This is a genomic window from Pseudomonas sp. KU43P (assembly GCF_033095865.1).
GTDB lineage: Bacteria > Pseudomonadota > Gammaproteobacteria > Pseudomonadales > Pseudomonadaceae > Aquipseudomonas.
The window spans coordinates 3698095-3723807 of the sequence record NZ_AP019365.1; the positions used below are offsets into that span (position 1 = coordinate 3698095).

The 25713-nt window shown below is 60.0% G+C and carries 33 protein-coding genes and 1 tRNA gene; 14 read left to right on the plus strand and 20 right to left on the minus strand.

From position 1 onward, the window contains the following. Window positions 1-145: 145 nt before the first annotated feature. Window positions 146-505 (minus strand): hypothetical protein, encoded by a 360-nt coding sequence (locus KU43P_RS16855; protein WP_317658511.1) that lies wholly within the window; start codon window positions 503-505, stop codon window positions 146-148. A gap of 161 nt (window positions 506-666) precedes the next feature. Here KU43P_RS16855 and KU43P_RS16860 point away from each other — a divergent pair, with 161 nt between their 5' ends. From KU43P_RS16860 to csrA, 8 genes are all read left to right on the plus strand, one after another. Beyond that, the gene (locus KU43P_RS16860) at window positions 667-969 is read left to right on the plus strand and encodes a DUF1883 domain-containing protein (RefSeq protein WP_008090281.1); all 303 of its coding nucleotides are present in this window, start codon (window positions 667-669) and stop codon (window positions 967-969) included. Between the two features lie 8 nt (window positions 970-977). Further along, window positions 978-1145 (plus strand): hypothetical protein, encoded by a 168-nt coding sequence (locus tag KU43P_RS16865; RefSeq protein WP_317658513.1) that lies wholly within the window; start codon window positions 978-980, stop codon window positions 1143-1145. Between the two features lie 28 nt (window positions 1146-1173). Then, window positions 1174-2250 (plus strand): NAD(P)H-dependent flavin oxidoreductase, encoded by a 1077-nt coding sequence (locus KU43P_RS16870; RefSeq protein ID WP_317658514.1) that lies wholly within the window; start codon window positions 1174-1176, stop codon window positions 2248-2250. Between the two features lie 136 nt (window positions 2251-2386). Continuing rightward, window positions 2387-3145: a molybdate ABC transporter substrate-binding protein gene (modA, locus tag KU43P_RS16875; RefSeq protein ID WP_317658516.1), complete on the plus strand. Its 759-nt coding sequence runs from the start codon at window positions 2387-2389 to the stop codon at window positions 3143-3145. Next, window positions 3145-3825: a molybdate ABC transporter permease subunit gene (gene modB, locus KU43P_RS16880; protein WP_317658517.1), complete on the plus strand. Its 681-nt coding sequence runs from the start codon at window positions 3145-3147 to the stop codon at window positions 3823-3825. Before modA ends, modB begins: the two co-directional genes overlap by 1 nt. Before the next feature lies 1 nt (window position 3826). Continuing rightward, window positions 3827-4918 (plus strand): molybdenum ABC transporter ATP-binding protein, encoded by a 1092-nt coding sequence (modC, locus tag KU43P_RS16885; protein WP_317658519.1) that lies wholly within the window; start codon window positions 3827-3829, stop codon window positions 4916-4918. A 57-nt stretch (window positions 4919-4975) separates the two neighbouring features. Next, a complete protein-coding gene (locus KU43P_RS16890) occupies window positions 4976-5998 on the plus strand; it encodes a DNA topoisomerase IB (RefSeq protein ID WP_317658521.1) in 1023 nt (340 codons plus the stop codon). Between the two features lie 252 nt (window positions 5999-6250). Next, on the plus strand, window positions 6251-6448 hold the full coding sequence (csrA, locus tag KU43P_RS16895; RefSeq protein ID WP_008089330.1) for a carbon storage regulator CsrA: 198 nt from the start codon (window positions 6251-6253) through the stop codon (window positions 6446-6448). 70 nt (window positions 6449-6518) lie between these two features. On the opposite strand, the gene KU43P_RS16900 is transcribed toward csrA, so the two are convergent. From KU43P_RS16900 to KU43P_RS16915, 4 genes are all read right to left on the minus strand, one after another. Beyond that, window positions 6519-6872: a response regulator gene (locus KU43P_RS16900; RefSeq protein WP_317658524.1), complete on the minus strand. Its 354-nt coding sequence runs from the start codon at window positions 6870-6872 to the stop codon at window positions 6519-6521. A 12-nt stretch (window positions 6873-6884) separates the two neighbouring features. Beyond that, entirely contained in the window at window positions 6885-8330 is a 1446-nt protein-coding gene (locus tag KU43P_RS16905; protein ID WP_317658525.1) for an ATPase domain-containing protein, read from the minus strand. 5 nt (window positions 8331-8335) lie between these two features. Next, on the minus strand, window positions 8336-9496 hold the full coding sequence (locus tag KU43P_RS16910) for a two-component system sensor histidine kinase NtrB (RefSeq protein WP_317658526.1): 1161 nt from the start codon (window positions 9494-9496) through the stop codon (window positions 8336-8338). 82 nt (window positions 9497-9578) lie between these two features. Next, window positions 9579-9866 (minus strand): hypothetical protein, encoded by a 288-nt coding sequence (locus tag KU43P_RS16915; RefSeq protein ID WP_317658528.1) that lies wholly within the window; start codon window positions 9864-9866, stop codon window positions 9579-9581. 204 nt (window positions 9867-10070) lie between these two features. Between KU43P_RS16915 and KU43P_RS16920 the strand changes: the two genes are divergently transcribed. Both KU43P_RS16920 and KU43P_RS16925 read left to right on the plus strand, forming a co-directional pair. Continuing rightward, window positions 10071-10155, plus strand: a tRNA-Leu gene (locus KU43P_RS16920). A gap of 102 nt (window positions 10156-10257) precedes the next feature. Further along, window positions 10258-10671 carry a DoxX family protein gene (locus tag KU43P_RS16925; RefSeq protein WP_317658530.1) on the plus strand — a complete coding sequence of 138 codons (414 nt, stop codon included), beginning with the start codon at window positions 10258-10260 and terminating at the stop codon, window positions 10669-10671. 1 nt (window position 10672) lies between these two features. Here the strand turns inward: KU43P_RS16925 and KU43P_RS16930 are convergent, their stop codons facing one another. From KU43P_RS16930 to KU43P_RS16950, 4 genes are all read right to left on the minus strand, one after another. After that, entirely contained in the window at window positions 10673-10864 is a 192-nt protein-coding gene (locus KU43P_RS16930) for a hypothetical protein (RefSeq protein ID WP_317658531.1), read from the minus strand. Between the two features lie 473 nt (window positions 10865-11337). Continuing rightward, entirely contained in the window at window positions 11338-11544 is a 207-nt protein-coding gene (locus KU43P_RS16940; protein WP_411567221.1) for a hypothetical protein, read from the minus strand. Between the two features lie 176 nt (window positions 11545-11720). Continuing rightward, window positions 11721-12092 (minus strand): Rho termination factor N-terminal domain-containing protein, encoded by a 372-nt coding sequence (locus KU43P_RS16945; protein WP_317658533.1) that lies wholly within the window; start codon window positions 12090-12092, stop codon window positions 11721-11723. A gap of 77 nt (window positions 12093-12169) precedes the next feature. After that, the gene (locus tag KU43P_RS16950; protein WP_317658535.1) at window positions 12170-12517 is read right to left on the minus strand and encodes a hypothetical protein; all 348 of its coding nucleotides are present in this window, start codon (window positions 12515-12517) and stop codon (window positions 12170-12172) included. 272 nt (window positions 12518-12789) lie between these two features. Here KU43P_RS16950 and KU43P_RS16955 point away from each other — a divergent pair, with 272 nt between their 5' ends. The 4 genes from KU43P_RS16955 (at window position 12790) to KU43P_RS16970 (ending at window position 16719) form a co-directional block, all read left to right on the plus strand. Then, window positions 12790-12996: a hypothetical protein gene (locus KU43P_RS16955; RefSeq protein WP_317658537.1), complete on the plus strand. Its 207-nt coding sequence runs from the start codon at window positions 12790-12792 to the stop codon at window positions 12994-12996. Between the two features lie 50 nt (window positions 12997-13046). Next, window positions 13047-13721: a polysaccharide lyase family 7 protein gene (locus tag KU43P_RS16960; protein ID WP_317658539.1), complete on the plus strand. Its 675-nt coding sequence runs from the start codon at window positions 13047-13049 to the stop codon at window positions 13719-13721. Window positions 13722-14704: 983 nt separating this feature from the next. Then, entirely contained in the window at window positions 14705-15982 is a 1278-nt protein-coding gene (locus KU43P_RS16965; RefSeq protein ID WP_317658541.1) for a hypothetical protein, read from the plus strand. A gap of 266 nt (window positions 15983-16248) precedes the next feature. Beyond that, the gene (locus KU43P_RS16970) at window positions 16249-16719 is read left to right on the plus strand and encodes a hypothetical protein (RefSeq protein ID WP_317658543.1); all 471 of its coding nucleotides are present in this window, start codon (window positions 16249-16251) and stop codon (window positions 16717-16719) included. A 185-nt stretch (window positions 16720-16904) separates the two neighbouring features. On the opposite strand, the gene KU43P_RS16975 is transcribed toward KU43P_RS16970, so the two are convergent. The 11 genes from KU43P_RS16975 to KU43P_RS17025 form a co-directional block, all read right to left on the minus strand. Continuing rightward, window positions 16905-17207: a hypothetical protein gene (locus KU43P_RS16975; protein WP_317658545.1), complete on the minus strand. Its 303-nt coding sequence runs from the start codon at window positions 17205-17207 to the stop codon at window positions 16905-16907. Next, window positions 17204-17497: a hypothetical protein gene (locus tag KU43P_RS16980; protein WP_317658547.1), complete on the minus strand. Its 294-nt coding sequence runs from the start codon at window positions 17495-17497 to the stop codon at window positions 17204-17206. Before KU43P_RS16980 ends, KU43P_RS16975 begins: the two co-directional genes overlap by 4 nt. A 74-nt stretch (window positions 17498-17571) precedes the next feature. After that, window positions 17572-17796, minus strand: coding sequence for a hypothetical protein (locus KU43P_RS16985; RefSeq protein ID WP_317658549.1), 225 nt, complete (start codon window positions 17794-17796; stop codon window positions 17572-17574). A 13-nt stretch (window positions 17797-17809) separates the two neighbouring features. Beyond that, a complete protein-coding gene (locus KU43P_RS16990; RefSeq protein ID WP_317658551.1) occupies window positions 17810-18325 on the minus strand; it encodes a DUF2514 domain-containing protein in 516 nt (171 codons plus the stop codon). Beyond that, window positions 18310-18627: a DUF6527 family protein gene (locus tag KU43P_RS16995; protein WP_317658553.1), complete on the minus strand. Its 318-nt coding sequence runs from the start codon at window positions 18625-18627 to the stop codon at window positions 18310-18312. Before KU43P_RS16995 ends, KU43P_RS16990 begins: the two co-directional genes overlap by 16 nt. Beyond that, window positions 18624-19067, minus strand: a complete 444-nt coding sequence (locus tag KU43P_RS17000; RefSeq protein WP_317658554.1) for a structural protein P5 — start codon at window positions 19065-19067, stop codon at window positions 18624-18626. The genes KU43P_RS16995 and KU43P_RS17000 overlap by 4 nt, the downstream gene beginning before the upstream one ends. A 57-nt stretch (window positions 19068-19124) precedes the next feature. Beyond that, window positions 19125-19718, minus strand: a complete 594-nt coding sequence (locus KU43P_RS17005; RefSeq protein WP_317658555.1) for a tail fiber assembly protein — start codon at window positions 19716-19718, stop codon at window positions 19125-19127. Continuing rightward, window positions 19718-20506: a phage tail protein gene (locus KU43P_RS17010; RefSeq protein ID WP_317658556.1), complete on the minus strand. Its 789-nt coding sequence runs from the start codon at window positions 20504-20506 to the stop codon at window positions 19718-19720. Before KU43P_RS17010 ends, KU43P_RS17005 begins: the two co-directional genes overlap by 1 nt. Before the next feature lie 12 nt (window positions 20507-20518). Next, window positions 20519-21391, minus strand: a complete 873-nt coding sequence (locus tag KU43P_RS17015) for a hypothetical protein (RefSeq protein WP_317658558.1) — start codon at window positions 21389-21391, stop codon at window positions 20519-20521. Then, window positions 21391-21705, minus strand: a complete 315-nt coding sequence (locus KU43P_RS17020; protein ID WP_317658559.1) for a hypothetical protein — start codon at window positions 21703-21705, stop codon at window positions 21391-21393. The genes KU43P_RS17015 and KU43P_RS17020 overlap by 1 nt, the downstream gene beginning before the upstream one ends. Further along, on the minus strand, window positions 21702-25706 hold the full coding sequence (locus KU43P_RS17025; protein ID WP_317658560.1) for a phage tail protein: 4005 nt from the start codon (window positions 25704-25706) through the stop codon (window positions 21702-21704). Before KU43P_RS17025 ends, KU43P_RS17020 begins: the two co-directional genes overlap by 4 nt. Window positions 25707-25713 lie beyond the last annotated feature (7 nt).

Consider the following 25713-nt stretch of genomic DNA (forward strand, 5'->3'; position numbering starts at 1 on the left):
CACGAAACTCCATTTCTTTTGTTATAAGCTTAAGCTTAAAAAACATAAGCAAATGGATACTAGCCGCGTAACGGAATTCGCAACAACGCTCTCACCGGCCAAGGGCCGGTAAATGGCTCGTTAAGCGCGGATTACTTGCCCCAGATCAACTGCCCGAGATGCATTTGGTCGCCGCCGTGCGCACATCACCCAGGCGCAGCGGGAAGTTGTTCAACCGCTCGTGCAGCTTGATGCTGCTGCCGCTGCCCCGCTTGTCGATGTCCACCAGTGCTGCCGGGCCGCTGCCCGCCGTCAGCTTCTGCGGCACGATCAGGCGCAACCCGTCGCCGCGCTTCTCTTCCACCAGCGAGCCACGGGTATCGGCCAGGTGCTGCTTGATGCAGTCGGCATATTCACGCGGCGTCTTGCCAGAGATCACATCCAAGGTTTCGTGGGATTGCTCCAGCTCCGAAACACTGACACATCCCCCCAGCGCCAAGGCCAACGCCGCTAACATCCACTTCATTTGCCGCACCTCTGCTGTCAAGAATCCGATCTGACAACAGCCAGGCGGTTTTGCTCCCTGCTTTGGCAGATTTATCTGCGCCCGAGTCAACCGGTGCGCCAGCCGCTCGCGACATCGTGGTATCGTTCGGCTTTGCAGAACCAGACTTTGCGGAGCACCCCATGAAATTCGTACACCAGCGCGAGCACTTGAACGAGGATGACATTGTCGTCATCGAGTGTTCCCAGCGCTGCAACATCCGCCTGATGAACGACGCCAACTTCCGCAGTTTCAAGAATGGCGGCCGGCACACCTACCACGGCGGCCACTTTGAACGCTTCCCGGCCAAGATCACCGTGCCCAGCACCGGCTTCTGGAACATCACCATCGATACCGTGACCACCCGCCCGATCTCGGTAACGCGCAAGCCAACCTTGACCCACAAGATCAAGATCATCCGTCGCTCGTCGTCGAAACTCGGATAATGCCCGCCATGACCCAGACCAAATACGTCATCAAGTACAAGCTCGACGGCCAGCGCCGCTGGGATTTCGCGGTAATGCCCGATGCATCGCAGGATCAGGCGCTTGAAGCGCTGCGCAAGATCCACGGCGAGGACGCCGAGAAAATCAGCGACATCCAGGTCAGCAAGGCACTGTAAAACCCGAACTGCGCGCAAGGAGAACCGCATGAGCAACTGGCCCGACCGTCGTATTCTCGATCTGCTGGGCATCGAGTTGCCCGTGCTGCAGGCGCCCATGGCCGGGGCCAGCGGTTCGGCCATGGCCATCGCCGTGGCCAGGGCCGGCGGGCTTGGCGCCCTGCCCTGCGCCATGCTCACCAGCGAGCAGATTCACGGCGAGATCGAAACCTTTCGCGCAGCCTGCCCTGGGCGGCCGCTGAACCTCAACTTCTTCTGCCACCAGCCCCCGGCGCCAGACGCAGAACGTGCCGCGCACTGGAAGCAGGCGCTCAAGCCCTACTACCTGGAAGTGGGTGCCGATTTCGACGCGCCTACGCCTGTCTCCAACCGCGCCCCGTTCGATGAGGGGAGCTGCCAGCGGGTCGAACAGATGCGCCCGGAAGTGGTGAGTTTTCACTTCGGCCTGCCTGAGGCCGCGCTGCTGCAGCGGGTCAAGGCGGTGGGCGCCAAGGTGCTGTCCAGCGCCACCACGGTGGAAGAAGCGGTCTGGCTCGAAGCCCACGGCTGCGATGCGATCATCGCCATGGGCTATGAAGCCGGCGGCCATCGCGGCATGTTCCTCAGCGACGACATCACCAGCCAGGTCGGCACTTTCGCGCTGGTGCCGCAAATTGTCGACGCCGTGCGCTTGCCGGTGATCGCTGCAGGCGGCATCGGCGACCACCGTGGCCTGCTCGCGGCGCTGGCGCTGGGCGCCAGTGCGGTGCAGCTCGGCACCGCCTACCTGTTCTGCCCGGAAGCCAAGGTTAGCGCAGCTCATCGCCACGCACTGGACAGCGCGCCTGCCAGCGACACCGCCCTGACCAACCTGTTCACCGGGCGGCCGGCGCGGGGCATCAACAACCGTATCATGCGCGAGCTGGGGCCGATGAGTGACCTGGCGCCACGCTTTCCACTTGCCGGTGGCGCGCTGATGCCGCTGCGGGCGATTACCGACCCTCAAGGTATTAGCGATTTCACCAACCTGTGGTCAGGGCAGGCATTGCGCCTGGGTAAGGCGATGCCTGCCGAACAACTGACCCGTGAAATTGCCGAACGCGCACTGGCGCAGCTCAAACGGTAAAGCGCCCGGCCTGTGGCGGTGCGCTGTCTGGCATGCCGCTGCCACCGGCAAATCCTTCCTGTTCAGCCCCTTCCCGGCAAATGGCCTATCGCTATATAGTTCACGCCATAACGATAACCACCCCAAGGAGTTGTTCATGCGTATCCGCTTGCCCTACCTGGCCACCACTGCCCTCGCCAGCCTGATTACCCTTAACAGCGCTTGGGCCGACGAGGTCCAGGTCGCGGTCGCTGCGAACTTCACCGCGCCGATCCAGGCCATTGCCAAAGACTTCGAAAATGACACCGGCCACAAGCTGGTTGCCGCTTATGGCGCCACCGGGCAGTTCTACGCCCAGATCAAGAACGGCGCACCGTTCGAAGTGTTCCTGGCCGCCGACGACAGCACCCCGAAAAAGCTGGAAGAGGAAAAAGAGATCGTCCCCGGCTCGCGCTTCACCTACGCCATCGGCACCCTGGCGCTGTGGTCGGCCAAGGAAGGCTACGTGGACGCCAAGGGTGAGGTGCTGAAGAAGAACGAGTACAAACACCTGTCCATCGCCAACCCGAAAGCCGCGCCTTACGGCCTGGCCGCCACCCAGGTGCTGGAAAAGCTGAAGCTCACCGAAGCCACCAAGGGCAAGATCGTCGAAGGCCAGAACATCACCCAGGCCTTCCAGTTCGTATCCACCGGCAATGCCGAGCTGGGCTTCGTCGCCCTGTCGCAGATCTACAAGGACGGCAAAGTCACCAGTGGCTCGGCCTGGATCGTGCCGGCCAACCTGCACGACCCGATCCGCCAGGACGCCGTGATTCTCAACAAGGGCAAAGACAGCGCCGCTGCCAAGGCGCTGGTGGAATACCTGAAAGGCCCGAAAGCCGCTGCGGTGATCAAGTCCTACGGTTATGAACTCTGATGCCACTGGACCCCAGTGACCTGGGTGCGATCTGGCTGACCCTCAAACTGGCCAGCCTGACCACCCTGATCCTGCTGGTCGTCGGCACACCCATCGCCTGGTGGCTGGCGCGTACGCGCTCCTGGCTACGCGGGCCGGTGGGCGCGGTGGTGGCCCTGCCGCTGGTGTTGCCCCCGACCGTGATCGGCTTCTACCTGCTGATCGCCCTCGGCCCGCACGGCTGGATTGGCCAAGCCACCCAAGCCCTGGGGCTGGGGACGGTGGTGTTCAGTTTCACGGGCCTGGTGATCGGTTCGACGGTGTATTCCATGCCGTTCGTGGTGCAGCCGTTGCAGAACGCCTTCACCGCCATCGGCCAGCGCCCGCTGGAGGTGGCCGCGACCCTGCGCGCCAGCCCCTGGGACACCTTCGTCCATGTGGTGCTGCCGCTGGCCCGCCCCGGTTTCGTCACCGCCAGCATCCTCGGCTTCGCCCACACCGTGGGCGAGTTCGGTGTGGTGCTGATGATTGGTGGCAATATCCCCGACAAGACCCGTGTGGTTTCGGTGCAGATCTTCGATCACGTCGAGGCCATGGAGTATTCGCAAGCCCACTGGCTGGCCGGTGCCATGCTGGTGTTCTCGTTCCTGGTGCTGCTTCTGCTGTACGCGGGGCGCCGCGGCAAGACCGGCTGGAGCTGAAATGAGCGGATCGATTGTGGCGCGCCTGCAACTGGCGCGCGACGACTTCACCCTGGATGTCGACCTGCAACTGCCCGGTCGCGGCATCAGCGCGCTGTTCGGCCACTCAGGCTCGGGCAAGACCTCGGTGTTGCGCTGCCTGGCCGGGCTGGAGCGGGCGGCCAAGGCCTACATTGAAATCAACGGCGAAGTCTGGGAAGACAGCTCCCAGGGCTATTTCCAGGCCCCTCACCTGCGCCCCGTGGGCTACGTGTTCCAGGAGGCCAGCCTGTTTGCGCACCTGTCGGTGCGCGGCAACCTGGAGTTCGGCTGGCGCCGCATTGCCGCCGGCGAGCGCAAGGTAGGCCTCGACCAGGCCTGCCAGTTGCTGGGCATCGGCCACCTGCTCGAACGCCGACCAGCGACTTTGTCCGGCGGCGAGGCGCAGCGGGTGGGTATCGCCCGCGCGCTGCTCAGCAGCCCGCGCCTGCTTTTGATGGACGAGCCTCTGGCCGCACTCGATGGGCCACGCAAACGCGAGATCCTGCCTTACCTGGAACGCCTGCACGACGAGCTGGACATCCCGCTGGTGTATGTCAGCCATGCCCAGGACGAAGTGGCGCGACTGGCCGATCACCTGGTGTTGCTGGAGCAGGGCCGGGCGATGGCCAGTGGGCCGATCGGCGAAACCCTCGCCCGCCTCGACCTGCCGCTGGCCCAGGGCGAGGATGCGGGCGTGGTGTTCGAGGGCATGGTGGTCGGCCACGACCCGCACTACGACCTGCTCGACCTGCGCCTGCCCGGCAGTGCCGGGCCGGTACTGCGCATTGCCCACCCGGCGCACAGCATGGGCACCACCCTGCGGGTCAAGATCCAGGCCCGTGACGTGAGCCTGGCGTTGGCGGCAGACGCGACCTCAAGCATCCTCAACCGCTTGCCGGTGCGGGTGCGTGAAGCGTGCTCGGCAGACAACCCCGCGCACGTGCTGGTGAGCCTGGACGCCGGTGGCAACGCGTTGCTCGCACGCATCACCCGCTTCTCCGCCGACCAGCTTGGCCTGCATCCGGGCCAGGCGCTGTATGCGCAGATCAAGTCGGTGGCACTACTGGGCTGAGCATCGGCCGCGCGGCTGTTGTCCATTGATCAGTGACCTGATCGAGGTGTGCCGCCGATGCTCGACTGCAGCTTGCCGCCCAGCCTGCACTATGTTGACGACAGCCAGCCCGGCCTCAGCCGCCGGCTCTGGCGCGGGCGCTTCATCTACCTCGACGCGCAAGGCCAGCGCGTGCGCGACAGCGAGACGTTGGCACGCATCGCAGCGCTGGTGATCCCGCCCGCCTATACCGACGTGTGGATCTGCGCCGACCCGCAGGGCCACCTGCAGGCCACCGGCCGCGATGCCCGAGGGCGCAAGCAGTACCGCTATCACACCCAGTGGCGAGAGCTGCGCGACGAACACAAGTACGGGCGCATGCTGGCCTTCGCCCAGGCCTTGCCGAAGCTTCGTGCGCAATTGGAACAGCACCTGGCCCGCCCGGGCCTGGACCGGGAAAAAGTCATGGCTTTGGTGGTCAGCCTGCTGGACCACACCCTGATCCGCATCGGCAACCAGCGCTATCTGCGCGACAACAAGTCGTACGGGCTAACCACCCTGCGCAACCGCCACGTCAAGGTCGAGGGCAGCACCATCCGCTTCCAGTTCCGTGGCAAGCGCGGCGTGGAGCATGACGTGACCCTGCGCGACCGGCGCCTGGCCAACCTGCTCAAACGCTGCATGGAGCTGCCCGGGCAGGCGCTTTTCCAGTACCTGGACGAGGAAGGCCAGCGCCATAGCGTGGGCTCCAGCGAGATCAACCAGTTCCTGCAGCAACTGACCGGTGCCGACTTCACCGCCAAGGACTACCGCACCTGGGCCGGCAGCAGCCTGGCGCTGAGCCTGCTCAGGCCGTTGGCCTGGGAGCCGGAAACCGAGGCCAAGCGCCAGGTCAGCAGCATCGTCAAGCAGGTTGCCTCACGGCTGGGCAACACGCCCGCGGTGTGCCGACGCTGCTACATCCACCCGGCGGTGCTGGAGCATTACACCCTGGGCCGACTGGCCAACTTGCCTAGCCGGCGAGTGCGCAAGGGCCTGGACCCCGAAGAGGTCGCCCTGCTGTTGTTTCTGCAGGCTCTGGAAGAACCGGCTGATGATTGAATGGGCCTATTCAACCGATGATGCAGAGAAATTTCCCATACGCCTCGAACCCCCCTATCCTTGCCATCGAGCACCTTCGTCGACACACCAGTGGCGCACTGAATCGGCACCTGCAACTAAAGACACACGACAGATTTTATATTTCGGGGAATTACTATCCGCCGAAAGCGTCTTTAATGAGAAGGAAGAGGGACAGGCTCCCACCGCCACGGCACTGGCCAGGCGGATTTCTATATCACCAAGGAGAACTACATGCTGATACTCACCCGTAAGGTTGGCGAAAGCATCGTCATCAACGATGACATCAAAGTCACCATTCTGGGCGTCAAAGGGATGCAGGTGAGGATTGGCATCGATGCACCGAAGGATGTCCAGGTGCACCGTGAGGAAATCTTCAAGCGCATCCAGGCCGGCAACCCGGCACCGGAGAAGCACGACGACCAGCACTGACCGGCTTGCAACCAGTCGCACGGACGCGCCTGCTCGAAACCCATGGAAGACCCGGCTCGCTGGCTGAGCCTCAGGTGTCCAGCAGTTCGCGCACCTTGGCGATCATCCTGTCCATGTCGAACGGTTTGTCGAACACGGCGGCGAACAGCTCCGGGCGTCCTTGGCTGGCCTGGGCACCGCTCATGAGGATCACTGGCAGGTCGGGCAGTGCCAGTTCCTCGCGAATCGCCACCACCAACTCCTCACCGTTGAGCACGGGCATCATGTAATCGGTGATGACCAGCTCCACGCGTTTTTCCTTGAGTGCATCCAGGGCCTTGCGCCCGTTGCTCGCCTTTTCTACCAGAAAGCCCTCGTCCTCCAGGGCAAAGCCGAGGATATCGGCGATCAGGTATTCGTCATCGACGATCAGGATGGTATTCATTACCGGGCTCCGTCACCCACCTCCTTGCGGCACGGGTGTACCCGACAGTACGCCGCAGGCACCCTCGAATGCCTTGCTCAGGCTGATGCCCTGCGAGCTGAAATGCAGTGCATGCAGTGCAGGGTCATGGTGGCTGTCGCGCACCTTGAGGATCGACAACAGCCGGCGCAGTTGTGAATCCAGCTCGACGAAGCGCATGAGCATGAGGTTGTCGACGATGCTCGACAAGTCCGGTGCTGGCGCGGTGATTTCCGAGCCGAAGATGTCGCGCATTTCCCAGGTGAGCATGACGCTGACATCCCGTGCCCGCAGCTCGCCGGTCAATGCCCGGAAGAACGCATTGAGCCGTGCCGGGTCCACTGCCAGGCGGCTGAAGGCACCAAGGCTGTCGATCAGCACACGCTTGCTGCCCCTTTCCTCAACCTGCGCCAGCAAGCGCGCACCGACCTGATCGAGCAGGCCTTCGGTGGTTGGCTGCCAGCACAGTTGCAAGGCGCCTTGTCGCTCCATGGCCGCAAAATCGTAGCCCAGGGAGGCCGCCTTCAACCGTAGCCGGTCGGGCGTTTCGTAGAAGCCGAAATGCAGGCCCGGCGCCTCGACACGGGAGGCGCCCAGGAAAGCCAGGCCCAAGGAGGTCTTGCCGATACCCGAGGGCCCCATCAACAGGCTGACCGAACCCTGGGCCAGCCCGCCGCCAAGCATCTGGTCCAGTGTATCGATGCCTGTCGTCACCCGGCTCAGGGTGGCACCACCCAATTGGCTGGGGTGGCTGTACAGCGCTTCCAGACGCGGAAACACATGCATCCCCGCCTCGTCGATCAGGCATTCGTGGCGGCCCGACAACGACCCGCTGCCACGCGTCTTGCGCAGTTGCACATGGCGCACGGCGCGGCTACCGATCAGCTGTTCGCCCAGCTCGATCACGCCATCGACCATGGTGTGCTCGGGGCTGCCCTCATCCAGCCGCGCGCTGGTCAGCAGCAACAAGGTGCACCCGGCAAAGGCGGCATGCCCCTGCAGCTCCGAGACGAACTTCTTGGTGTCCAGCGACGTTTCCGCACGCACGCGGGCATTGAGCACACCGTCGACAATCAGCAGGCTGGCCTGCTGCCGGCCGATTTCCTGGCGCAACAACTTGACCACCGCGTCCAGCCCCTCCTGTTCGAGGGTATCGAAGGCGCTGACGAACTGGATGTGGTCGCCGACCAGCGCCGGGTCAAAGAAATCCAGGGTCGACAGATACTGGAACAACCGCTCGTGGGATTCGCTGAGCAAGGTCGCCACCAGCACACGGCCGCCATGGCGTACGTGGCAACAGGCGAGCTGGTTGGCAAGGATGGTCTTGCCGGCGCCAGGTGGCCCTTGAATGATGTAGGAAGCCCCTGCCACCAGGCCGCCCTTGAGCAGCGCATCGAGCCCCGCTATTCCCGTCACCAGCCGCTTGAGTGCTTGAGCCATGGTGGCTACCTTTCCAGTTGACCATCCGTATCGCGCCGGCTGGCCGGCAGGTAAAGGCGCATGCACGTCCCCTTGCCGATCTCGCTCTGCACGGTGATTGCGCCATCGCTTTGCTTGGCAAAACCGTAGGCCTGGCTGAGGCCCAGGCCAGTGCCCTTGCCGAATGGTTTGGTGGTGAAAAACGGCTCGAAGATCCGTGGCAGCACGTGTGGGTCGATGCCCGGGCCACTGTCGCTGACTTCGAAATACACAAAATGCCCACTCAACCCTTCGACTTCGCCCGCAAGCTCCACAGCACTGATCCCCATGCGAATCGTGCCTTGGCCCTCAATGGCATCCCGGGCATTGAACAACAGGTTGAGCAAGACCATCTGCAACTGCCCGACATCCACTTCGATCAGCGGCAGGTCGGGCTGAAGGTGCTCCTCGAGCGCGATCTCCCGGGGTAAGGCATGCTCCAGCAAACCCCGGGTTGCCGCCAGCAACTCGGTCGGCGCGATCGGGGTGACTTCGAGTTGCCGGTGGCGGGCGAAGGTCAGCAACTGCTTGGTCAGCTCGGTACCCCGCTGACCTGCATCGAGGATGTGCTCCATCAGGCGACGCTGGCGTACTGGGTCTCGGCTCTCCTGCGCCATCCGGGCCGAGTTGATGATGATCGTCAGCAGGTTGTTGAAGTCGTGGGCCAACCCGCCCGTCAACTGGCCCAGGGCTTCAAGCTTCTGCGCCTGGAAAAGCTGGGCGCGAACCGCATCGAGTTGCATGGCCGATTCACGCCGGTCGGTGATATCACGGGTGACCTTGGCCAGGCCGATGACCCGCCCTTGCTCATCGCGAATCACGTCCAGCGCGGCCAAGGCCCAGAACTGCGTGCCATCCTTGCGTACCCGCCAGCCCTCGTCCTGTGCAACACCCTGCTCCAGGGCCTGCTTGAGCAACCTTTCGGGGCGGCCATCCTGGCAATCCTGGGGCGTGAAGAACAACGAGAAATGCCGGCCGATCACTTCCTCGGCGCGGTAGCCCTTGATGCGCTCGGCACCGGGGTTCCAGGAGACCACACGGCCCCTGGTGTCGAGCATGTAGATGGCGTAGTCCACCACTGACTGCACCAAGCGCTCGTAGCTGTTAGCAGGCATGACAGGGTGGTCGGTGCAGTCGGCTGAAACCATGCAAACTCCACAGGCACAGCAGGAGGGGAAATAGTGAGCTTAGCCAAAGATGCTCGCCTGGGTCAGCGCGGCATACTCAACTTCAACCAGGCTCACGTTCGACCAGCACCGGGCTGACCCGCCGTGGCAGCGCCACTTTGAGCAACCACAGGCACACCAGCACAATAACGGCGCCACCGGCCAAGGCCATCATTCGCTGGGGTTGCGGGTGCTCGTCGGCGAACCCGAGCATCAACAGGTAGCCCCCCAGTGAAGCCAGGCTGACATAGAGGAATGCCCCTAGCAACAAGATGTGGGCGAACAGTACACGCCAGTACCAGCGGGGGCGAACAAGACGCCCGGTATCAGTGGGACGGGTAGCCGTGGACATGGCCATTCACTCATTGGATCCAATAGAACGCGCAACAGTGGCCTAATGACACTTCAGTGTCAATCAACCCTCTGATCAACGCCCTCACTCCTATGATCATAGGTGCTGTGGTTGACTCAACTATAACAATGGGTTATAAAGCGCGCTTGATTGTCAGGCCCTTCTGCCTAGAAGCGCGCCGGTCTTCACGACCCTTTCAAGCGTGCGAGTGTGGTGGAATTGGTATACACAGCAGACTTAAAATCTGTCGGCGTGAGCCTTGCGGGTTCGAGTCCCGCCACTCGCACCATATTTAGATGAAGGCGCCCTCGTGGCGCCTTTTTCGTGCCCGCCTGAAATTCGCCGCATGCCTGCTAGAGTGGAACCTGACTACGTCCACTGGAACGCCACCATGCGCTACTCCCTGTTCAATGGCCAACGCGACATCATCATCCTCATCGCCCGCGTGCTGCTGATGATCCTGTTCATCCTGTCTGGCTGGGCCAAACTCACCGGCTTCGAAGGCACGGTCGGCTACATGGCCTCGCTGGGCGCTCCCGCCCCCACCGTTGCTGCAGCGGTTGCAGTGGTCATGGAGTTCTTCGTCGGGATCGTGCTGATCCTGGGTTTCTACACGCGCCCACTGGCCTTCCTGTTCGCGCTGTTCGTGCTGGGCACGGCGCTGCTGGGGCATCCGTTCTGGAACATGGTCGACCCCGAGCGCGCCGCCAACATGACCCAGTTCCTGAAAAACCTGAGCATCGTCGGCGGCCTGCTGTTGCTGGCGGTCAGCGGCCCTGGGCGCTTCTCGCTGGACGGGCGCTGAATCAGTCGTCCGGGTCGTCGTGCCAGGCTGGGTGATCGTCTTCGTCATCGAGGTCATCCAGCAGTTCTTCGTCTTCCTCGACCTCATCCTCGGCGCCCTGGGCATCCGCCTCGGGCTCCAGGCCGTCATAGAGAAATTCGTGATCGAGCAAATGATCGTGCTCGGGCTCGTGCAGGTCGTCTTCGTCGTGCATGGTGGCTCCTGGAAATTGGCCACGCCTGTATAGGCGCATCGCTGGCCAGGGTCAATGGCTTACGGTTAATGCAGAGTTAACCCATTGCCCTCAGGCTGAAACCTCTCCCTTCAAACGTTCCTTGCCCGCCTTCTGGCGGGCTTTTTTTGGCCGGCCCTTCGTCCGAATACGTCGTTCTGGGCTGCGTGCACGCTGAATTGTCATACTGGGGTCTACAACCAAGTGGACTGCACCGATGGCATGCCAGCCGAGGATGCCTCTCTCAGCGTGATCAGCGCACTGACGCTCAGTCACGCGTGAAGGATGTTTCGAGCCTGAAACATACCTTTCACGATTTTATGACACCCGACTGGGCACTCTGAATCTGCTCCGACGTTCTTTAGGCCCGCCACTTGTTGGCGGGCTTTTTCTTTGGTCGAACGATTTGCTTGGCGAGCTTTACCACGAGGACAGATTCTCGCTACGCGACCCTTCTAGTTTGTCTGAATGCCTTTGATCAGCTGAAGACGCATTGGGTAGCCTTGAGCGGGCTGAACGACAGTTTCGGTTTCCACCGTTTGCAGCACTTTGCCATCAGCATCCTTGGTAACAGCGATCGTCTTGCTGTAGGTGCTTTGAACGACACAGCCACTCATGGCAGCACTGGCGGCCATCAGCGACAGAAAAAGCAGGTGTTTCATGTTGACCTCTATCCATGTGAGTTGCGGCGCGCAATGTAGCAATATGCCACCACTTAGAAAAGTCGTTTTTGGCCATCGCAGACATACACTCACACGGACTTGATTCCCCGCCAGGGAAGGCAGATAGGTTCAGCATTTTCCTGCCAGATAGAACATCGCCATTCAGTCGCTCGACACTACCGGCGTAGCGCACTGATCAACTCTGCCTTACGCATCGTTGAACGCCCAGCGATATTCTGCTGACGCGCCCGGTCTATCAGCTCAGCCTTGGTCATCTCTTCAAACGAGTGTCCGGACCGCCCTCCTTCTTCCCGGGTCTTTGCTGCGCGTTGAGCTGAAGATCGCCGTGCCTTGGCCTTTTCCGCACTACTGGTTTTCTGCCCAGAACCACCCTTGCGCTCACCACCTCCGGATTGCTTGTTCACGGTGGCCCACGCCCTGCGCTCGGCCACTTCCGCGGACACGCCTTGACTCTCATAGCTTTCTTCGATGTGCTCGGCTTTACGCTTTTGCTTTTCGGTGTACTTGTCTTTATCTCCACGTGGCATGGCCCTGCCTCCTGGTGAACTGCCTTGATAAGTAGAAAGGCGTTCACCAGGTAATGTTCACCCAGGTCGATAAATGGCTAGACATTGTCAGATCTCACGGATGCCAACTTTCTACCGGACGACTCGAAAGAGGGATCACAGCGGCACTTAGGATAGGAAACACCTTCAAACGCTAACTGACGAGCCCGGCCTACACCCCACGCCAACGCCCTGGCCATCGACTCGCCTGGCCGGGCGCTGAATGCCTCCTCGTACAACGTCATCCCTGACCAGGCATAAACCCCTATGAACAACTGCGTCGAGCCCGTTCGGGAAAGTCTTGCCTGCACATCGATGCAAGTACCCTCGCCCAGGGTTTCTTCATGACGTTGGTGATGCAGTGACGGGTCAACCCAAGTCCAGTACACGTTGCTTCGCATACGCATGCTGCTCTCCTGAAATCGTCGGTTGTTGATCGGTGCAACCAGAACGGAGAGCCCCTCTCAATTGGTATTAGGCCCATCCAACTAGCTTGACCACCGGCCACGGCAAAAAGCTCCATTTTTAAGCCGCAACGCATTTTCAGGCGGTAAAAACACTTTTTTAAGGCGTTCTGCCAACCAAAAATCCCCACCGACACTCCACTCCGTCACATGGGGCTTGGGCGATCTCACTTGACGATATACTGTATGCGTATACAGTATTTAATAGGAGCCCAATGGACATCGACTCAACCGACTTCGAGTTTGGCGTGCCGATGCAGGCAGAACTGCTCGAACACCAATCCCGCATCCTGACTGCCAAGAATGACGAACTATCCGACGGGCAAGCACCGCGGCTGGAAGAACAAGAAACCAGAAGCCCCCGGCTTTTCGCCAGTAGCGAGGCCGGGAGAACGATGCAGATAAGGCTCCCATCCAGGTAGCAAAGGCGATCCCGCCGCACCGATGAGCTTTAGAGACAGGAGATGTACCAATGACCGTAAACATCAACAACCTCACGATCACGACCCCCGTGGCCACTTCATCCACCAACCCCGTTGCGCTTGAGCTCAGCGGGTCTGAGGCGATCGAGAAATTGCCCGGTGTCGTGAACGTCCTGCCCGACGGATCAGTTCAGTTTTCGGCCCCTACCAAGGGTGCTTCGAGCAAGAGCACGCACCGCACGCGGTGTGAATGGAAAGAGCCGGTGTACTGGGCGCTGGACAGCGCCGATGAGCACATCAACTTGCAGGAGATGACGCTCACCAAGGTCAACTCCGCACAGAAAGTCGTCATCTCGCAACTGCATGTGAAAGACGACGACAGCCCCCCGGTGAAAGTCCTTTGGAGCAAAGGGAATATCACCCTGGGCTTCCGCAAGACCTTCAACCAGGCGGAGCCGGTGAACACCACGCTGCTCAAAGGTGTGCCGCTCGGCACGAAGTTCAAGGTCACTATCCGTGCACTTGCCTCGGGCGCCTTGACCGTGACCGCCGAGTGCAACGGCCATGCCGGGTCATCCGGCAGACTTGAAATGGATAGCTCTTGGGATTCTTCCCTGCTGAATTTCCACGGCGGTGTGTACAACCAGATCGATTACACCGCGTCCACTCCGACTGACGATGGCTCTGTCTGCATCATCAGCCGACTCTCGCGAACTCACAGCTAGATCCTGACAGCCGGAAAGCCGGAAAGCCGGCCCGATCACCTGGTTCCCCATCACCAGGTTGCATCGGTCGTGACGCTCGCCCTCCCCTGGTCCGGGAGATTCACGGCAACGAGCGTTACGACCAATGCAGCCCACCCCCCGAGATCACATCATGAACACGATTACCATCGGCGCATGGATAGGCCATCTCGGCCGAGGCCTGGCCCCTTGCGAACTGACTCGAAAGAGGGAATCACCGAGCGCGTTTATCGCCGAGTTGGCGAAGTGGTCAGCCCGACCCAATAACGGCCTGATGCGGAAACGATGCTTTGTAATGCGGGAACGATTGGGTTTCTAGCGCGCAAAGAAAAACCCCGCAGACGTTAATCTGCGGGGCTTTCGAATGTGGAGGCCGAGGTCGGAATCGAACCGGCGTAGACGGATTTGCAATCCGAGGCTTATTTTCTTTGATTTCAGACACTTACAAAAAAATCAATTCCGCATCCATTCATTATCGGATGCCTTGCAGCCCTTTAAAATCAAGGGGGTAGCATTTGATTGCGGAACTGATTTTCACCCTCCTTCGGCTCCCACCGACCTCGCTTGGCAGCCTGCCAGCAAGCAAGCATCATTGCTCTCAGATTCGCCTCAGAGCTCCCCATAGCCCTGCCGATTCCGCCCTCTCCAAGATGTCCGCCAAATCCCCGATGTGGACTTCATCCAGGAGGCGAGTGGCATAGGTATCTCGCGCAGAACAGATTGAGCCCGTCGGGATCCGCAACCAGTGCGAATTGGTCGTTGAGATCGGCCAGCCAGGCAGGAGGCAGACCGTCCATCATTCCTGCTGATTGCATTGCACTCGAAGGCCGTTACAGATCCTTCAGCACCGGCGGTGGGCACCTTGCCATCAAACAGTATCCACACTAGTCTGCGGGCATGACACATGCTTGCCGCACCATAAGACCAATTTATTTTTGCAATTAGTCAAGCTAGTAAGGATGACAATGCTGAACGATCTGGATGAGTTAATTCTAAGCTGCGAAGATCCTAGATCACGCCAATATATAGAGGAAGCAGTAACATGCTATAAGGCAGGCGCTTATCGATCTTCGGTCGTAGCTTGTTGGATTGCAGTAGCTTTCGACCTAGTCGACAAAATAAGAGAATTGTCGGCAACTGGCGATAAGCAAGCCCAAAATGAGATTTCGCGATTCGAAGCCATTCAAAAAGCTCACAACCTCCCTGGCGCCTTAGCTTTTGAAAAAGAGCTACCATTAATGGCGAAAGACAAATTCGAGCTCATCTCACACATTGAATACTTAGACATTGCCAGACTGGTAGAAGACCGCAACAGGTGCGCACACCCTTCACATGTGGCTGACAACCAGGTATTTTCCGCCTCGGCGGAACTAGCGAGGCTGCACATAGTAAACTCCGTTAACTCAATACTTTCAAAGCCTGCTTCTCAAGGTAAAGCCGCGCTGGAGAGAGTTCTAAGCGACATAAATTCAAAATTCTTCCCAAATAATTTTGAAGATGTAGTAACTCTATTTGAGGCGGGACCATTAAAGCGGCCTAGGGGGGCTCTTTACAACAACTTATTGACGGTCCTTTTAAAAACCGCTTTCAGCGGGACAGACCATGCGAAATTCAGCAAATGTGTGCTTGCCCTGTCAGCCATCAAAGCGATGCACCCTAATCTCTGGGACCAATTTTTCCCCGCAACCGCCAATAAAATCATAGAGCACGTGCGTGCAGAAGATGAACTTTGCCAAGGCGTCATAAGTATTGTTCGCCTTGCCAAGCTGGGTCTATGGAATGCCATGCCAAGCCCGGAAAAAATGAGAATTTTAACCTTCATCAAAAATGCACCACCAAAGCTATTCTCTGATTTAGATTGGTTCTACATAGTAGACAAGCTTGCTATAGAGCTTATTGCAGCAGCCAATGAAAGAATCAAAATCGCTACATTTGATGAATTGAGCAAGGTGGATTGGTTTGCCATCCCCCCAACACTAATTGATCGACTCATAATTATTTACTCAAGCTCAGGAAACTTTGCTCAAGCGAACACGCATGGCCGCTACCTTAGACAAGTTATGCAAGAATGCAGCCCCACCTACAAACAAGCCAATGAGATTATAAGAATCGCCGCGCGCAATGACCAACTCAAGCATAGCAACGAGCTTCCTAGCGTACTGCGACAGTTGGAATCTATTGACGGAGGAAAGGAAGCAGTAGCTCAATTAATGCTTGATCATGATCTAAATATTGATTTTTAAGAATTTCTCGGGCGATACGGTTTAAGCGGTAAATACGTGCTATCTAGGTCGCGGAACCGCAATGATCTGAAGGTGCTCAACGGATTTCAAGACCGTGGTACAAGTGCCCAATCCGTGCGGCCCGACCTGGGAAATCGATTCCAAAACAAACACGAAACGGCGGCTACAGGCCGCATACCGCAAGGGTCGCCCTTTCAGTTTTGGAACCGATTTTAGGCTCATCCGTCCTGCTAGAATGCGATCGACAAACCATGGATTTTCTCGCGATGAGCCAGGAAGACACAACGGAACTCAACAATCACATTCAGCAGCATAACGTGTCGCAGGCCGCCGTTGTTGCCAGAGGCCAAGACTTGCTGAAAACACTGCTGCTGCTGAGCGGTGGTGCGCTTGCGGTCTGTGCGAGCTTCTTCTCCGCGAAGGTTGATCTGCCGCCCTCCACGATATTGCCAGTCCAGCTCGCATGGGTGTTCCTTACAGGAGCCATCATTTTTTTCGGCATGTCTCTTACCCTGCTTCTTGGACGGGACTATCTGTTCGGAGAAATCGTGTCGCGGCAGTTGGAAGAATGGAAACAGGGTCGGCCCGATCCGAACGAGCCGGAGCTTTCAAAAAAATGGGACTGTGGCATTTGGGGAACCGGGCTGCTGGGCCTTCTGTGCTTTGTTCTGGGAATGGCGTGCTTCACATTCGCAGCTTGGCGCTTCCTGAGCGAGCAAATTCCCCTTATTGGCTGAGAACTCTGGTACTGCAGCAGTAGTGTGGAAATTCGACTCAAGGCCGCGTCGTTCGCGGCCTATGCACTGGATTTGTCTAATATGCATTGGCGAGTTTGGTTGAGTTTCGACCAGTAAAACCGAGAAGAAACAGCGCAGTTTTAGACAGAAAATCACCCTTCCCCGGCGTTCTGCCGACAGCCCGCTTACCCTTCAGCAGGCGGCACTTTCCCCACACCTTTGATCATCTGGTTACCCCATTCGGGCAGCGGCTCGTGATGACGGAACAGCCCCGTTGCATACATATCCTCGTGCTCGTTCAGTCCATACAGCCGCGCAGACTCCGCGAACTCAAGCATTTCGCATAGCTGATCGGAATCAACTTCCCGGCGCAGGTGTGCGGCCTTAGCCATCTCGCTGAGGACAGCAGCGCGCCCGTCCGGATCTGTGACCAGGGCACACTCGTCATTGAGCTCATCCAGCCAGGCTCTAGGCAGTTGGCTCATCATTCAGTCCTGCACCACCACGACTGCGCATAAATCACGCCGTCGATCTCTTCCACTCCATTGATGTTCATGCCGAGCTGGGCCATGCCATTGACCTTGGCGTCGTGCAGCCGCGGGATGATGTCGCCGCTGGGCGTTGGGTTGAACACCCAGGCCTGAGTCGACACCCGGCCAAGCGGCTCACTGTGGTGGTCGCCGATATGGATGTCGGCGCGCAGGGGTTTGACCTTCCTGAGCTGATCAGTGGGAATGGCCACACCATTCACGCGGCGGCGCACGAGGAGAAAGTACATGGGGCACCAATACTGTATATGGATACAGTATCGTATAGTGCGAGGGGTGTAAGGGGCAATCACCGATCAGCGGACTAGTGGAGTGGGGGAAAATCTTTACCGCGGGCCTTGGCGACCGATCGAAGCTGGTAGTCCGAAACGGCCTGGAACAGCGATTCCGCCAGAAGGTGCAGTCGCTCAACCTCTGCAGCAGGCAGGCCTGCGGCCTCGGCCTCGTGGTATGCCCGCATCGCTTCGATGGCCTGCTTGATGAGTGGCTCGCCAGCCTCAATTAGCCCAATGAAAGTACGCTTCTCCACCGCTAGGCTCCGATCAGTTGATCAGCGCATTATAGGATGCCTCGCACGTCAAACCAGCTAACCTGGCGCGGTCATAAGCTTTCGCCAGCTCTCCCGCTCGTTCATCAGCCCGTGCGAGCAGTTCGGAGAGCACCATAGCGGCGCGGGTGGCTGCTTGGCCTCGGGTAATAGCGCCGGTATCCGAGCCGGGGCAACTGACGGTGGCGGCGAGATTGGCACCTTCGTCGCGCAGCCGCTGGCCAGCAGCATCGGCACCAGCAGCGCCAGCATCAGCAATCGTTCGTTCTTCCTGGGCATGGGCTCTCGCGTCCTCCTGCGCTTGCGCGCGTCGTTGTTCTTCCTTTCTTGCATCGCGCTCGCCAATCACTTCCGCCAAGCGATCGCCGCTGTCCCGCTGAGCTGCCACTTGGCCGGCGCTCGCCTGCTCCACAGATCGACCGTGCTGGTAGGCAACCCAGTGCGACGCCAGCAATAAAGCGAGAGACAGGATCAACAGCGGCACCTTAAGTTTCGCTACCAGTTGTTCCATGAAGCCTCCCAATCAGGAAGGTCTACCGTTTCACCGGCCAGGGAGTGGGTGCAGTCGCCTAGGTACTGGATACGTCCGTCGGTGACGAATGAATGGCAGACCGTTTCTTTGCTGACCATGCGGTACCGGGCCAGTACGGACGGCGTGAACGTCGGCGCCTCGGCATTTCCGTTGTAGCCCCAGCGAGGGCCTGGCCCTGCCCCAACGTTGAGGCTATGCGGCAAATTGCATCCATTGCAGAAGAACCAGAGCGAACCATCCCCGCCCCGGCCCAGGCATCGGCCAATCGTCTTGATCGTCATGCCAGCGCCCTCCGCACGCCCTCATCGATGATCCCCGCCGGATACGGGTTGCCGCCGTTCTCATGAATGATGATGCTGACCACCATCCCGCGCAGTGTGACCGCGTCCTTGATATTGATAGGGTCTGTGGTGCGCACGCCCAGACGCTTTGCCACGGCGCCGGCGTAGGCCTGGGTGTCGTTCTCGTTGCTTGGCGCCCAGCGGTTGATGGTTTCGAGCACCGTATCAATGCCCTTCCCGCCCACGCCCGGCATACCGTCCTTGCCCCGGTAGTTGATGAGCAGCTTGCCCAGGGCGCGGATGCCATTCTCGGGCGTGTCGAAGATTGCGAAGCGGCCACCAGGTTCCTTGCCGATCTGGCCCTGCCAGTTGTTGCGAGGGTTGAAATCGATATTGCCGGGGTTGCGGTTGCGCACGCCCCGGGGCTGGGATTGGGTCATGGGTTTTCTCCAGGCAAAAAAATACCGCCAGGCGGCGGTCGGTGGTCTTGGTGCGGATCAGGCCGGAGGCGCGGGCCAGTCGATTTCGTTGGGGTAACCATCCTGCTCAGGCAGGCGGCTAAGCGCGACACGGTATTTCTTCCAGAGCTTGAGGCGCGCCTCTTCGTCTGTCGTCGCTTCGTCGATATCGACGGCATCCTGCAACGGGGCGATGGCAGCATCGGCGACGGCACGACGCTGGCCGAGATCGGCGGTCACGGTGGCAAACAGTTGCTCGGCGGCGGCCTGGGCCTTCGCTTCAGCGGTGACTACCTGCGACCAGTCGATCACGCCTGAAGTCGCGGCGAGGCGATCACCGAGCTCAAGGCCAGGGAGTTGCACCTGCCCATCGGCCGGGTAGATATCTACCGGGAACCGAGCAGCCTGCGGAGCATCAGCCGCGTGCGGCAACATCAGGGTAAGCACCAGGTCACCGTTTACGCGCTCGACCGGCGCGATAACGAACTCACATCCGACTGCCTCAGATGGCAAGGTGGCGCCGTCGGCCAAACGGGAGAAGTCCAGCGCCACGCCGTTGATTTCCATAACTTCGCCAGCCTTGAACACGGCAAGCTGCAGGTCAGACCGAACTGGAGAAAGCTTGATAATCATTAGAACCACCTCCCGATGGCCTTCCAAGAAAAGATAACGTCCGCTGTCGAGGAAAGGTACAGCTGGAATGTCATCGTTCCGCTCGAACCGTTGGCGCGATACGGCACACAAATAACCCGGTAGGCCCCCTCTGTTACACCGCCACCCAACTCAACTGGGGCGGCGCCCGCGAACGCCACTGGCCAGGTAATCGTTTGGCCCACTGGCGAAATGTATTGCCCGCCAGCTGCGGAGGTAATTCCTCCGGTGTATGTCGCCGTCCCCCAGCAAACCATCGCCCCGCTGGCATATTTTATGTAATGCCCGTTTGCGTTGCTGCCCTGCTCAAGGATTGCGCCGGTGGGCGTGCCGCCGCTCTGGCTCACCGTGCCCGCGATGTCGGCAACGGCTGCCGCTTTCAGGCCGAGCCCACTACGGGCCAATGCCGCCGTAGTGCCTCCGGTGCCGCCTTTGGTCACCGGCACCACGTTCTCGGTGGATACTGCGCCCAGACCGGCCAGCGTCGAACCCCAGGTGTTCGCGATGTCGTTGAACTTGTCGGCCAGGGTCTTGGTGTACCCCTGCACCGGCGTGATGGCGTAGGAGCCTCCGCTCACTGTGGCACCTTGATAAGCCGGCAGGATGCTCAGCACCGCGCCACTGGCGATGTTGGTCACCTCATACCAGCGCCCATCCGGGCCGAGGAACGCATCGCCCACCCTGCCGTTTGCTGAAAAGTTGGTGCCGGTACCGGTCACCGTTGTTTGGCCGGCCGTGATCGCGACCGTGCCTGTCCTGTACCAGGGCATGGGATGCTCCGATTAGTTGAATGGGAATGGCAGGTTGTCCGTCTTAATGACGAGAGCCTGTGGATAACGGTCGGTGGGAATATCAAAGTAATTTCGCGACCCGGTCGTGCTGATCACCATTGTGGTTCTGGCGGCATCGCAGGCCATGAAATAAATCCCGCCTACCGCGCCATAAGCCCCATCCATGTGCGCCTGCATATACCCATAAGATGGGCACGGCGAGCCAGGCGCGGACATGTCGTCCATGATTCCCTGGCCAAACGATCTAGAGAATGTCGTGCTCGCTGCGTATTCGCCTGAACCTATCGAGACAAATACACGGGTCACACAGTAATAGGGTCCACTGTTGATAAAACGGGTGGCCTGCCTGGTAGCCCCCAAGAAAGGCACCCCGTACAGCTTTATTCCGTTCCACACTGTGGGCGTAGGCGGCGGTGGAGCTTGAATCACCGTCACAATGTCGAGCGGGCGTTGCAGCGAGTTGAAGGTCAAAGCCCCGGACTCGTCGTAGCACTTCAATCCGGCGCCATTCAGGTTGTTCCGCATGGTGTCGAAGTAGTAGAACTTCGTGGATGGGCTGGCTCCTATAAAGTAAAAGATGGTGGTATCCCCCGACTTGGAAGAACCACAGGAAATCCCAGAGCCCGTGATGAAGACGATCGGCGCAACAGCTCCAGTAACGCTAAATCCGTGAATAGGATCTGCGATAGAGGACTCGGCAAAGCTGCTGCCTTCATTGGGTGGCAGTTGCGCGGACCGGTGGTCAAGCCGGGGCCAGTTGAGTTGAAACGACAGATACCCACTCTTCAACAGTCCATAGGTGATCTTTTCGGTGTCGAACAAGAGGGTACCGTTGTCCTTAAATACCTTCAGGCCTGCTGACATCAGTAATATCCGTAGTGAATGCGGCAGTTGAGCGAGTAGAAGCCCCAGCCGCCAGGGTATGAGTACTGCCAAGACAAGGTGGCGGCCGAGGCTCCCACAGTTAGGGTTATCCCCGGCCGCTTCCCGAGGTACTTGTTCTGCGCAGATATTTCGGTGACTGCGTAGAACAGCGTTTTTCCCGCCGGCGCGAGGGGAATCGAGCGCGAGCCATTGGCCGCCCCCGTGTCCACATACCCCATCATCTGGCTGATCGAGCTAGTCATATCCAGCAGTGCCAGGCCGCTTGAGTCGTAGACCTTCAAGCCTGCCGTCATACGTTCACTCCCAGGTCGATCGCCAGGTTGCCGTTCGCGTGATAGATGCGCAGGCGCTGGTTGTTAATCAGCAGGCGCCCCTGCCCCGCCACAGTGCCGTTGATCTCAAACGTTCCGCTTTTGTTCAGGATCCAGCCCTGCTGGCCGGCTACGTAGTTGGTCGAGCTGATGTAGCTGCCGATCTTGGCGTTGGTGATCGTGCCGTCTTGGATGAAGGCATCGTTCATGAAGACCTGGCCACCCTGCACCGCAAAGGGCGACGAGAGCGTGCCGTTGATGCCGTTGACCACAGCAAACCTGTCTGCCGACACCAGAAACTGGCTTTGCAGGCCGGCCGGGCCGTTCTCGATGCCCAGGCCGATGCCGGCGGCCACGTACTGACCTTGGGTATTGACCTGCATCTTCACCGACCACATGGTGCTGGCCTTGTTGTCTAGCGCTGCCAGGGCTTGACTGGTGACCTGCACGGACGCGCTGGTCTTTTGCACCTCACCGTTGGTTTTATCCAGCGCCGAGTTGAACGACACCTCCAGCGTCTCGGTTCGGCGTGCCTGGACTTCGATCTCTGAAGCCCGCACCTTCGATTCGTCGGCAATCTTGGCGGTGTTCTCCCAGCCCTTCAGCGCTCCAGCCAGCTCTCCCTCGCCGCTGTCGTCGCGATCGCCTTGCGGCGGACTGAATGAAGCCTCCATGTAACCAATTCGTTGCCCCAAAGCCTCGTCACCAGATACACGGGCCAATTCCTCGTTGCTGATCGACGTTTCCGCATTATCGACACGGGCGTTGACCGTCTGCAGGCGGGATGCCGTTGACGACTCGTTGTCGGTAACCGTTTTCTCCAACTGCGAGATGTTGGCCGTGTTGCTGCCAACTTTGGTATTCACGTCCGTGAACCTGCTGGCCGTAGCCTGCTCGTTGGTGACGACGGTTTGCTCCAGGCTGCGGATGCTGCCCGTGTTGTCATCTACGCGAGCTTCAACGGTGGTCACCCGGCTGGCCATAGCCTCGTTCTGGGTCGCCCTGGTGCGCGACTCTTCGGAGACCTTCGCCAGCGTGTCCCAGCCCCGTAGCGCATCATTGAGGTCGCCCTCGCCGTTATCGTCCCGGTAAGCTGACTGCACGGCCTGGAGCATGGCCGCGGTAACTTCGATCTTGCCGTCGACTGTGGCGATGTCCGTAGTGTTCTTGGCCACCGCCTGTGCCAACCCGTTCGCCGTCGAGGCAATGCTGCCGATGTCTACCCAGTAGGTCGGATTCGGCGGGGCATTGCTGCCATCGGCAGCCGCCGGCACCGGCGCAATGGCCATGTACAGCCGGCGGCCGAAGCGCACAGCATCATCCTGGGCGTACGCGTTGGTGGCCACGTATTCAAGCGGGTCGGTCAGTTCGGTGATCAGATCCTCCAGTTCCTGTTTCGCCTCGTTGATCCGGTCGCTGACAGAGCCCGGGAAGTCGCCCGAGATTTTCTCGATTTCGCGCAGAAGCTCCTGGCCGAGTTCACTCTCGGTGATCTGGCCACTGATCAGCTCCAAAATAGGGCCCGCATCCGACCCTGACTGCCCCAGCACTCCACCCCCGACCGGATACCACGGGCCGATATTGCCGGTTCGATCCACCAGGCGTGCCCAGAAGAAGAACGACACGCCTGCAGCCAGGCCCTGCATGACGTATTCGGTCTGCGGGTAGGCCAGGTCGGCCAGCTTGGTCGCTGACTCCAGGTCGTTGCCCGGCCCGTACCAGATTTCCGTCCGCTGGGTGTCCTCGGCGCCTGGCGGGATCCCCCACTTCAGCGAAATGCCGAAAATGAGCGATTCAGTGGTCAGTAAGCTAACCGAGGGCGGCAAACCTTCCTTGCCCTTCAGCTCGGTCAGGATCGAATCGCGCCAGATCGACGTGATGTCGAACGAACTGACGGCGCGCACTCTGGCCAGGTAGGCGCCAGCGTAGATACCCACCACGTCGACCGAGGTGGTGCCAGTACGCTGCAGGCGTATCCAGTTGCCATTGTCCTTGCGCCATTCCACGTCGTAAGCCACCGCACCCTGCACTGCCGGCCAGGCGATGGTCATGGTGCTGACGGCGATGCCTTGATCGACGGCATAGGCCGAGGTCAGCGAGACGCTGGCCGGTGGCTGCACCGTCGTGATCGGGATGACGCTGATCGGGCGCTCATCCAACTTGGCACCGGTGTCGATCGCCGCGAACTTGCTCGGGTTGAACTCAAGTGCGGTGATCTCGTACTCGCCCTCCTGGGTGCGAGTGGTCTTCAGCACGCGGAAGAGCTGCACGGCCAGGTCGTCGTAATCAATCGCCCATTGCAGCTCAGGCTCAGGCTGTACGCTGTACGCCGTGGTTACCGTCACCGCGCGCCCCGCGACCGATTGCACTGTGCGCGCCTGGGCTGTGCCGTTAGGCAGGTTCAGGATCAGGCGGTCACCGGCTTTGATCGGCGTGTCACGGTCCAGTGTCACGACGCGGCCGGCAGCCGCAGAAATCCGTCCGCCATTCGGACGGCCCGACACCAGCTCGTCAGCCACGGGGATGACGAACCCTGGCAGCGGGATACGGCCCTCCATGCCGGTCTTGAAGGTGACGGTCCGATCCTGGTTGTTGCTCAGCAGAGCCCATTTCCCGCGGCGCTGAGCCTCGGATGCACGGGTGCAACCGATGGCCGAGATCTCCACCGGGCGGTCCCGGTACCGGCGCTGGAGCGCGTTGTCGGTAACCGGGATGACGTCGGTGTCGTAGTTGTTGGCCGGGTTGTCGTAGCTGACCAGAGCGCGGCTGTAGTGCGTATTGCGCTCTGCACCGCCATACACGAAGTCGCCATCAATGACGTTGACACGGGTGAAGACGTAGTCGATGTCTTGGGCGCGCGGCATGTCTGCCTGCATGAACAGAGAACCGTGGGCCCAGTACACCATGCCTCGGTAGATGGCGGCCAAGTCACGTAGCAGCGTCCAAGCTTCGGCGCGGCCCTGCAGGTTCATGTCGCACAGATAGCGCGGCTCCTGCCCGCCCACCCCGTCCGGTACCAGCTGGTCGCAGTACTGCGCGATTCGGTACATCTCCCACTTGTCGACCATCCACGACTTGATGCGTTTTCCCAGGCCAAAACGGTCCTCAACGCACAGGCCGTAGGTGACGAACGCCGGGTTGTTGGTCCAGGCCTGTTTGAAGGTGCCGTCCCATACGCCGGTGTAGGTACGGGTCGCCGGGTCGTAGTTGCTCGGCACGGGCCACAGCTTGGCCCTGCAGTCCACGGTTACCGCTGGGATGTTCTGAAACTGTTGGGCGTCGAACTCGAGGTAGAGGAGCGCGGTGTTCGGATAACTGAGCTTCTGATCGATGATTTCCGTGTAGCCGGCAATGGTCATCGTGTCGCCAACGGTGCCGCTATTGGCGTTCGGGGTGATCCGGCGGACGCGCATCATCCAGCCGGTCGTTGCTTTAGGCAGATTGACCCGCACAGAGCGCTGGTAGCCGTTCGTGGTTTTGCCGTCGACGGCGCCCAGGTGCGCTTCAACATACGCCCCGCCATCAGTGGCGATATCGATGGCGTACTCGATGCGGTAGCCGTTGGCGTTGCCACTGCTGTCCCGGCTCACCAAGCGTGGCCAGGACATGCGCACGCGCACCGCAGACAGCTGCGTGTTGCTCAGTGAGCGCGTGAACGGGCTGTCACTGCGCAGCTCAACGTTGACGGTGTTCTCGCTCTCGATTGAGGGAATGCCATGGATGTAATCCTGCTCAACGCTCCCGCGGCGCCACTCCCACTTCACACCCGGGAAGTTCACATTGCCGCTGGCGTCCATGATCGGCGTGTTGTCGAGGTAAATGTCGCGATCGGTCGGCGTGCCGTCGAACTCGCCCTCGCCCACGGCCAACAGGATCTTGGCGATGTTCGTCGACTGCAGGCTGTCCGGCGCCTCGACGGGAGTTTTCGGCTTGCTCTCGCCGCCCTTGGCGCCGGTGATGTCCAGGTGAGCCGCTGCGCCCATGCTTTCC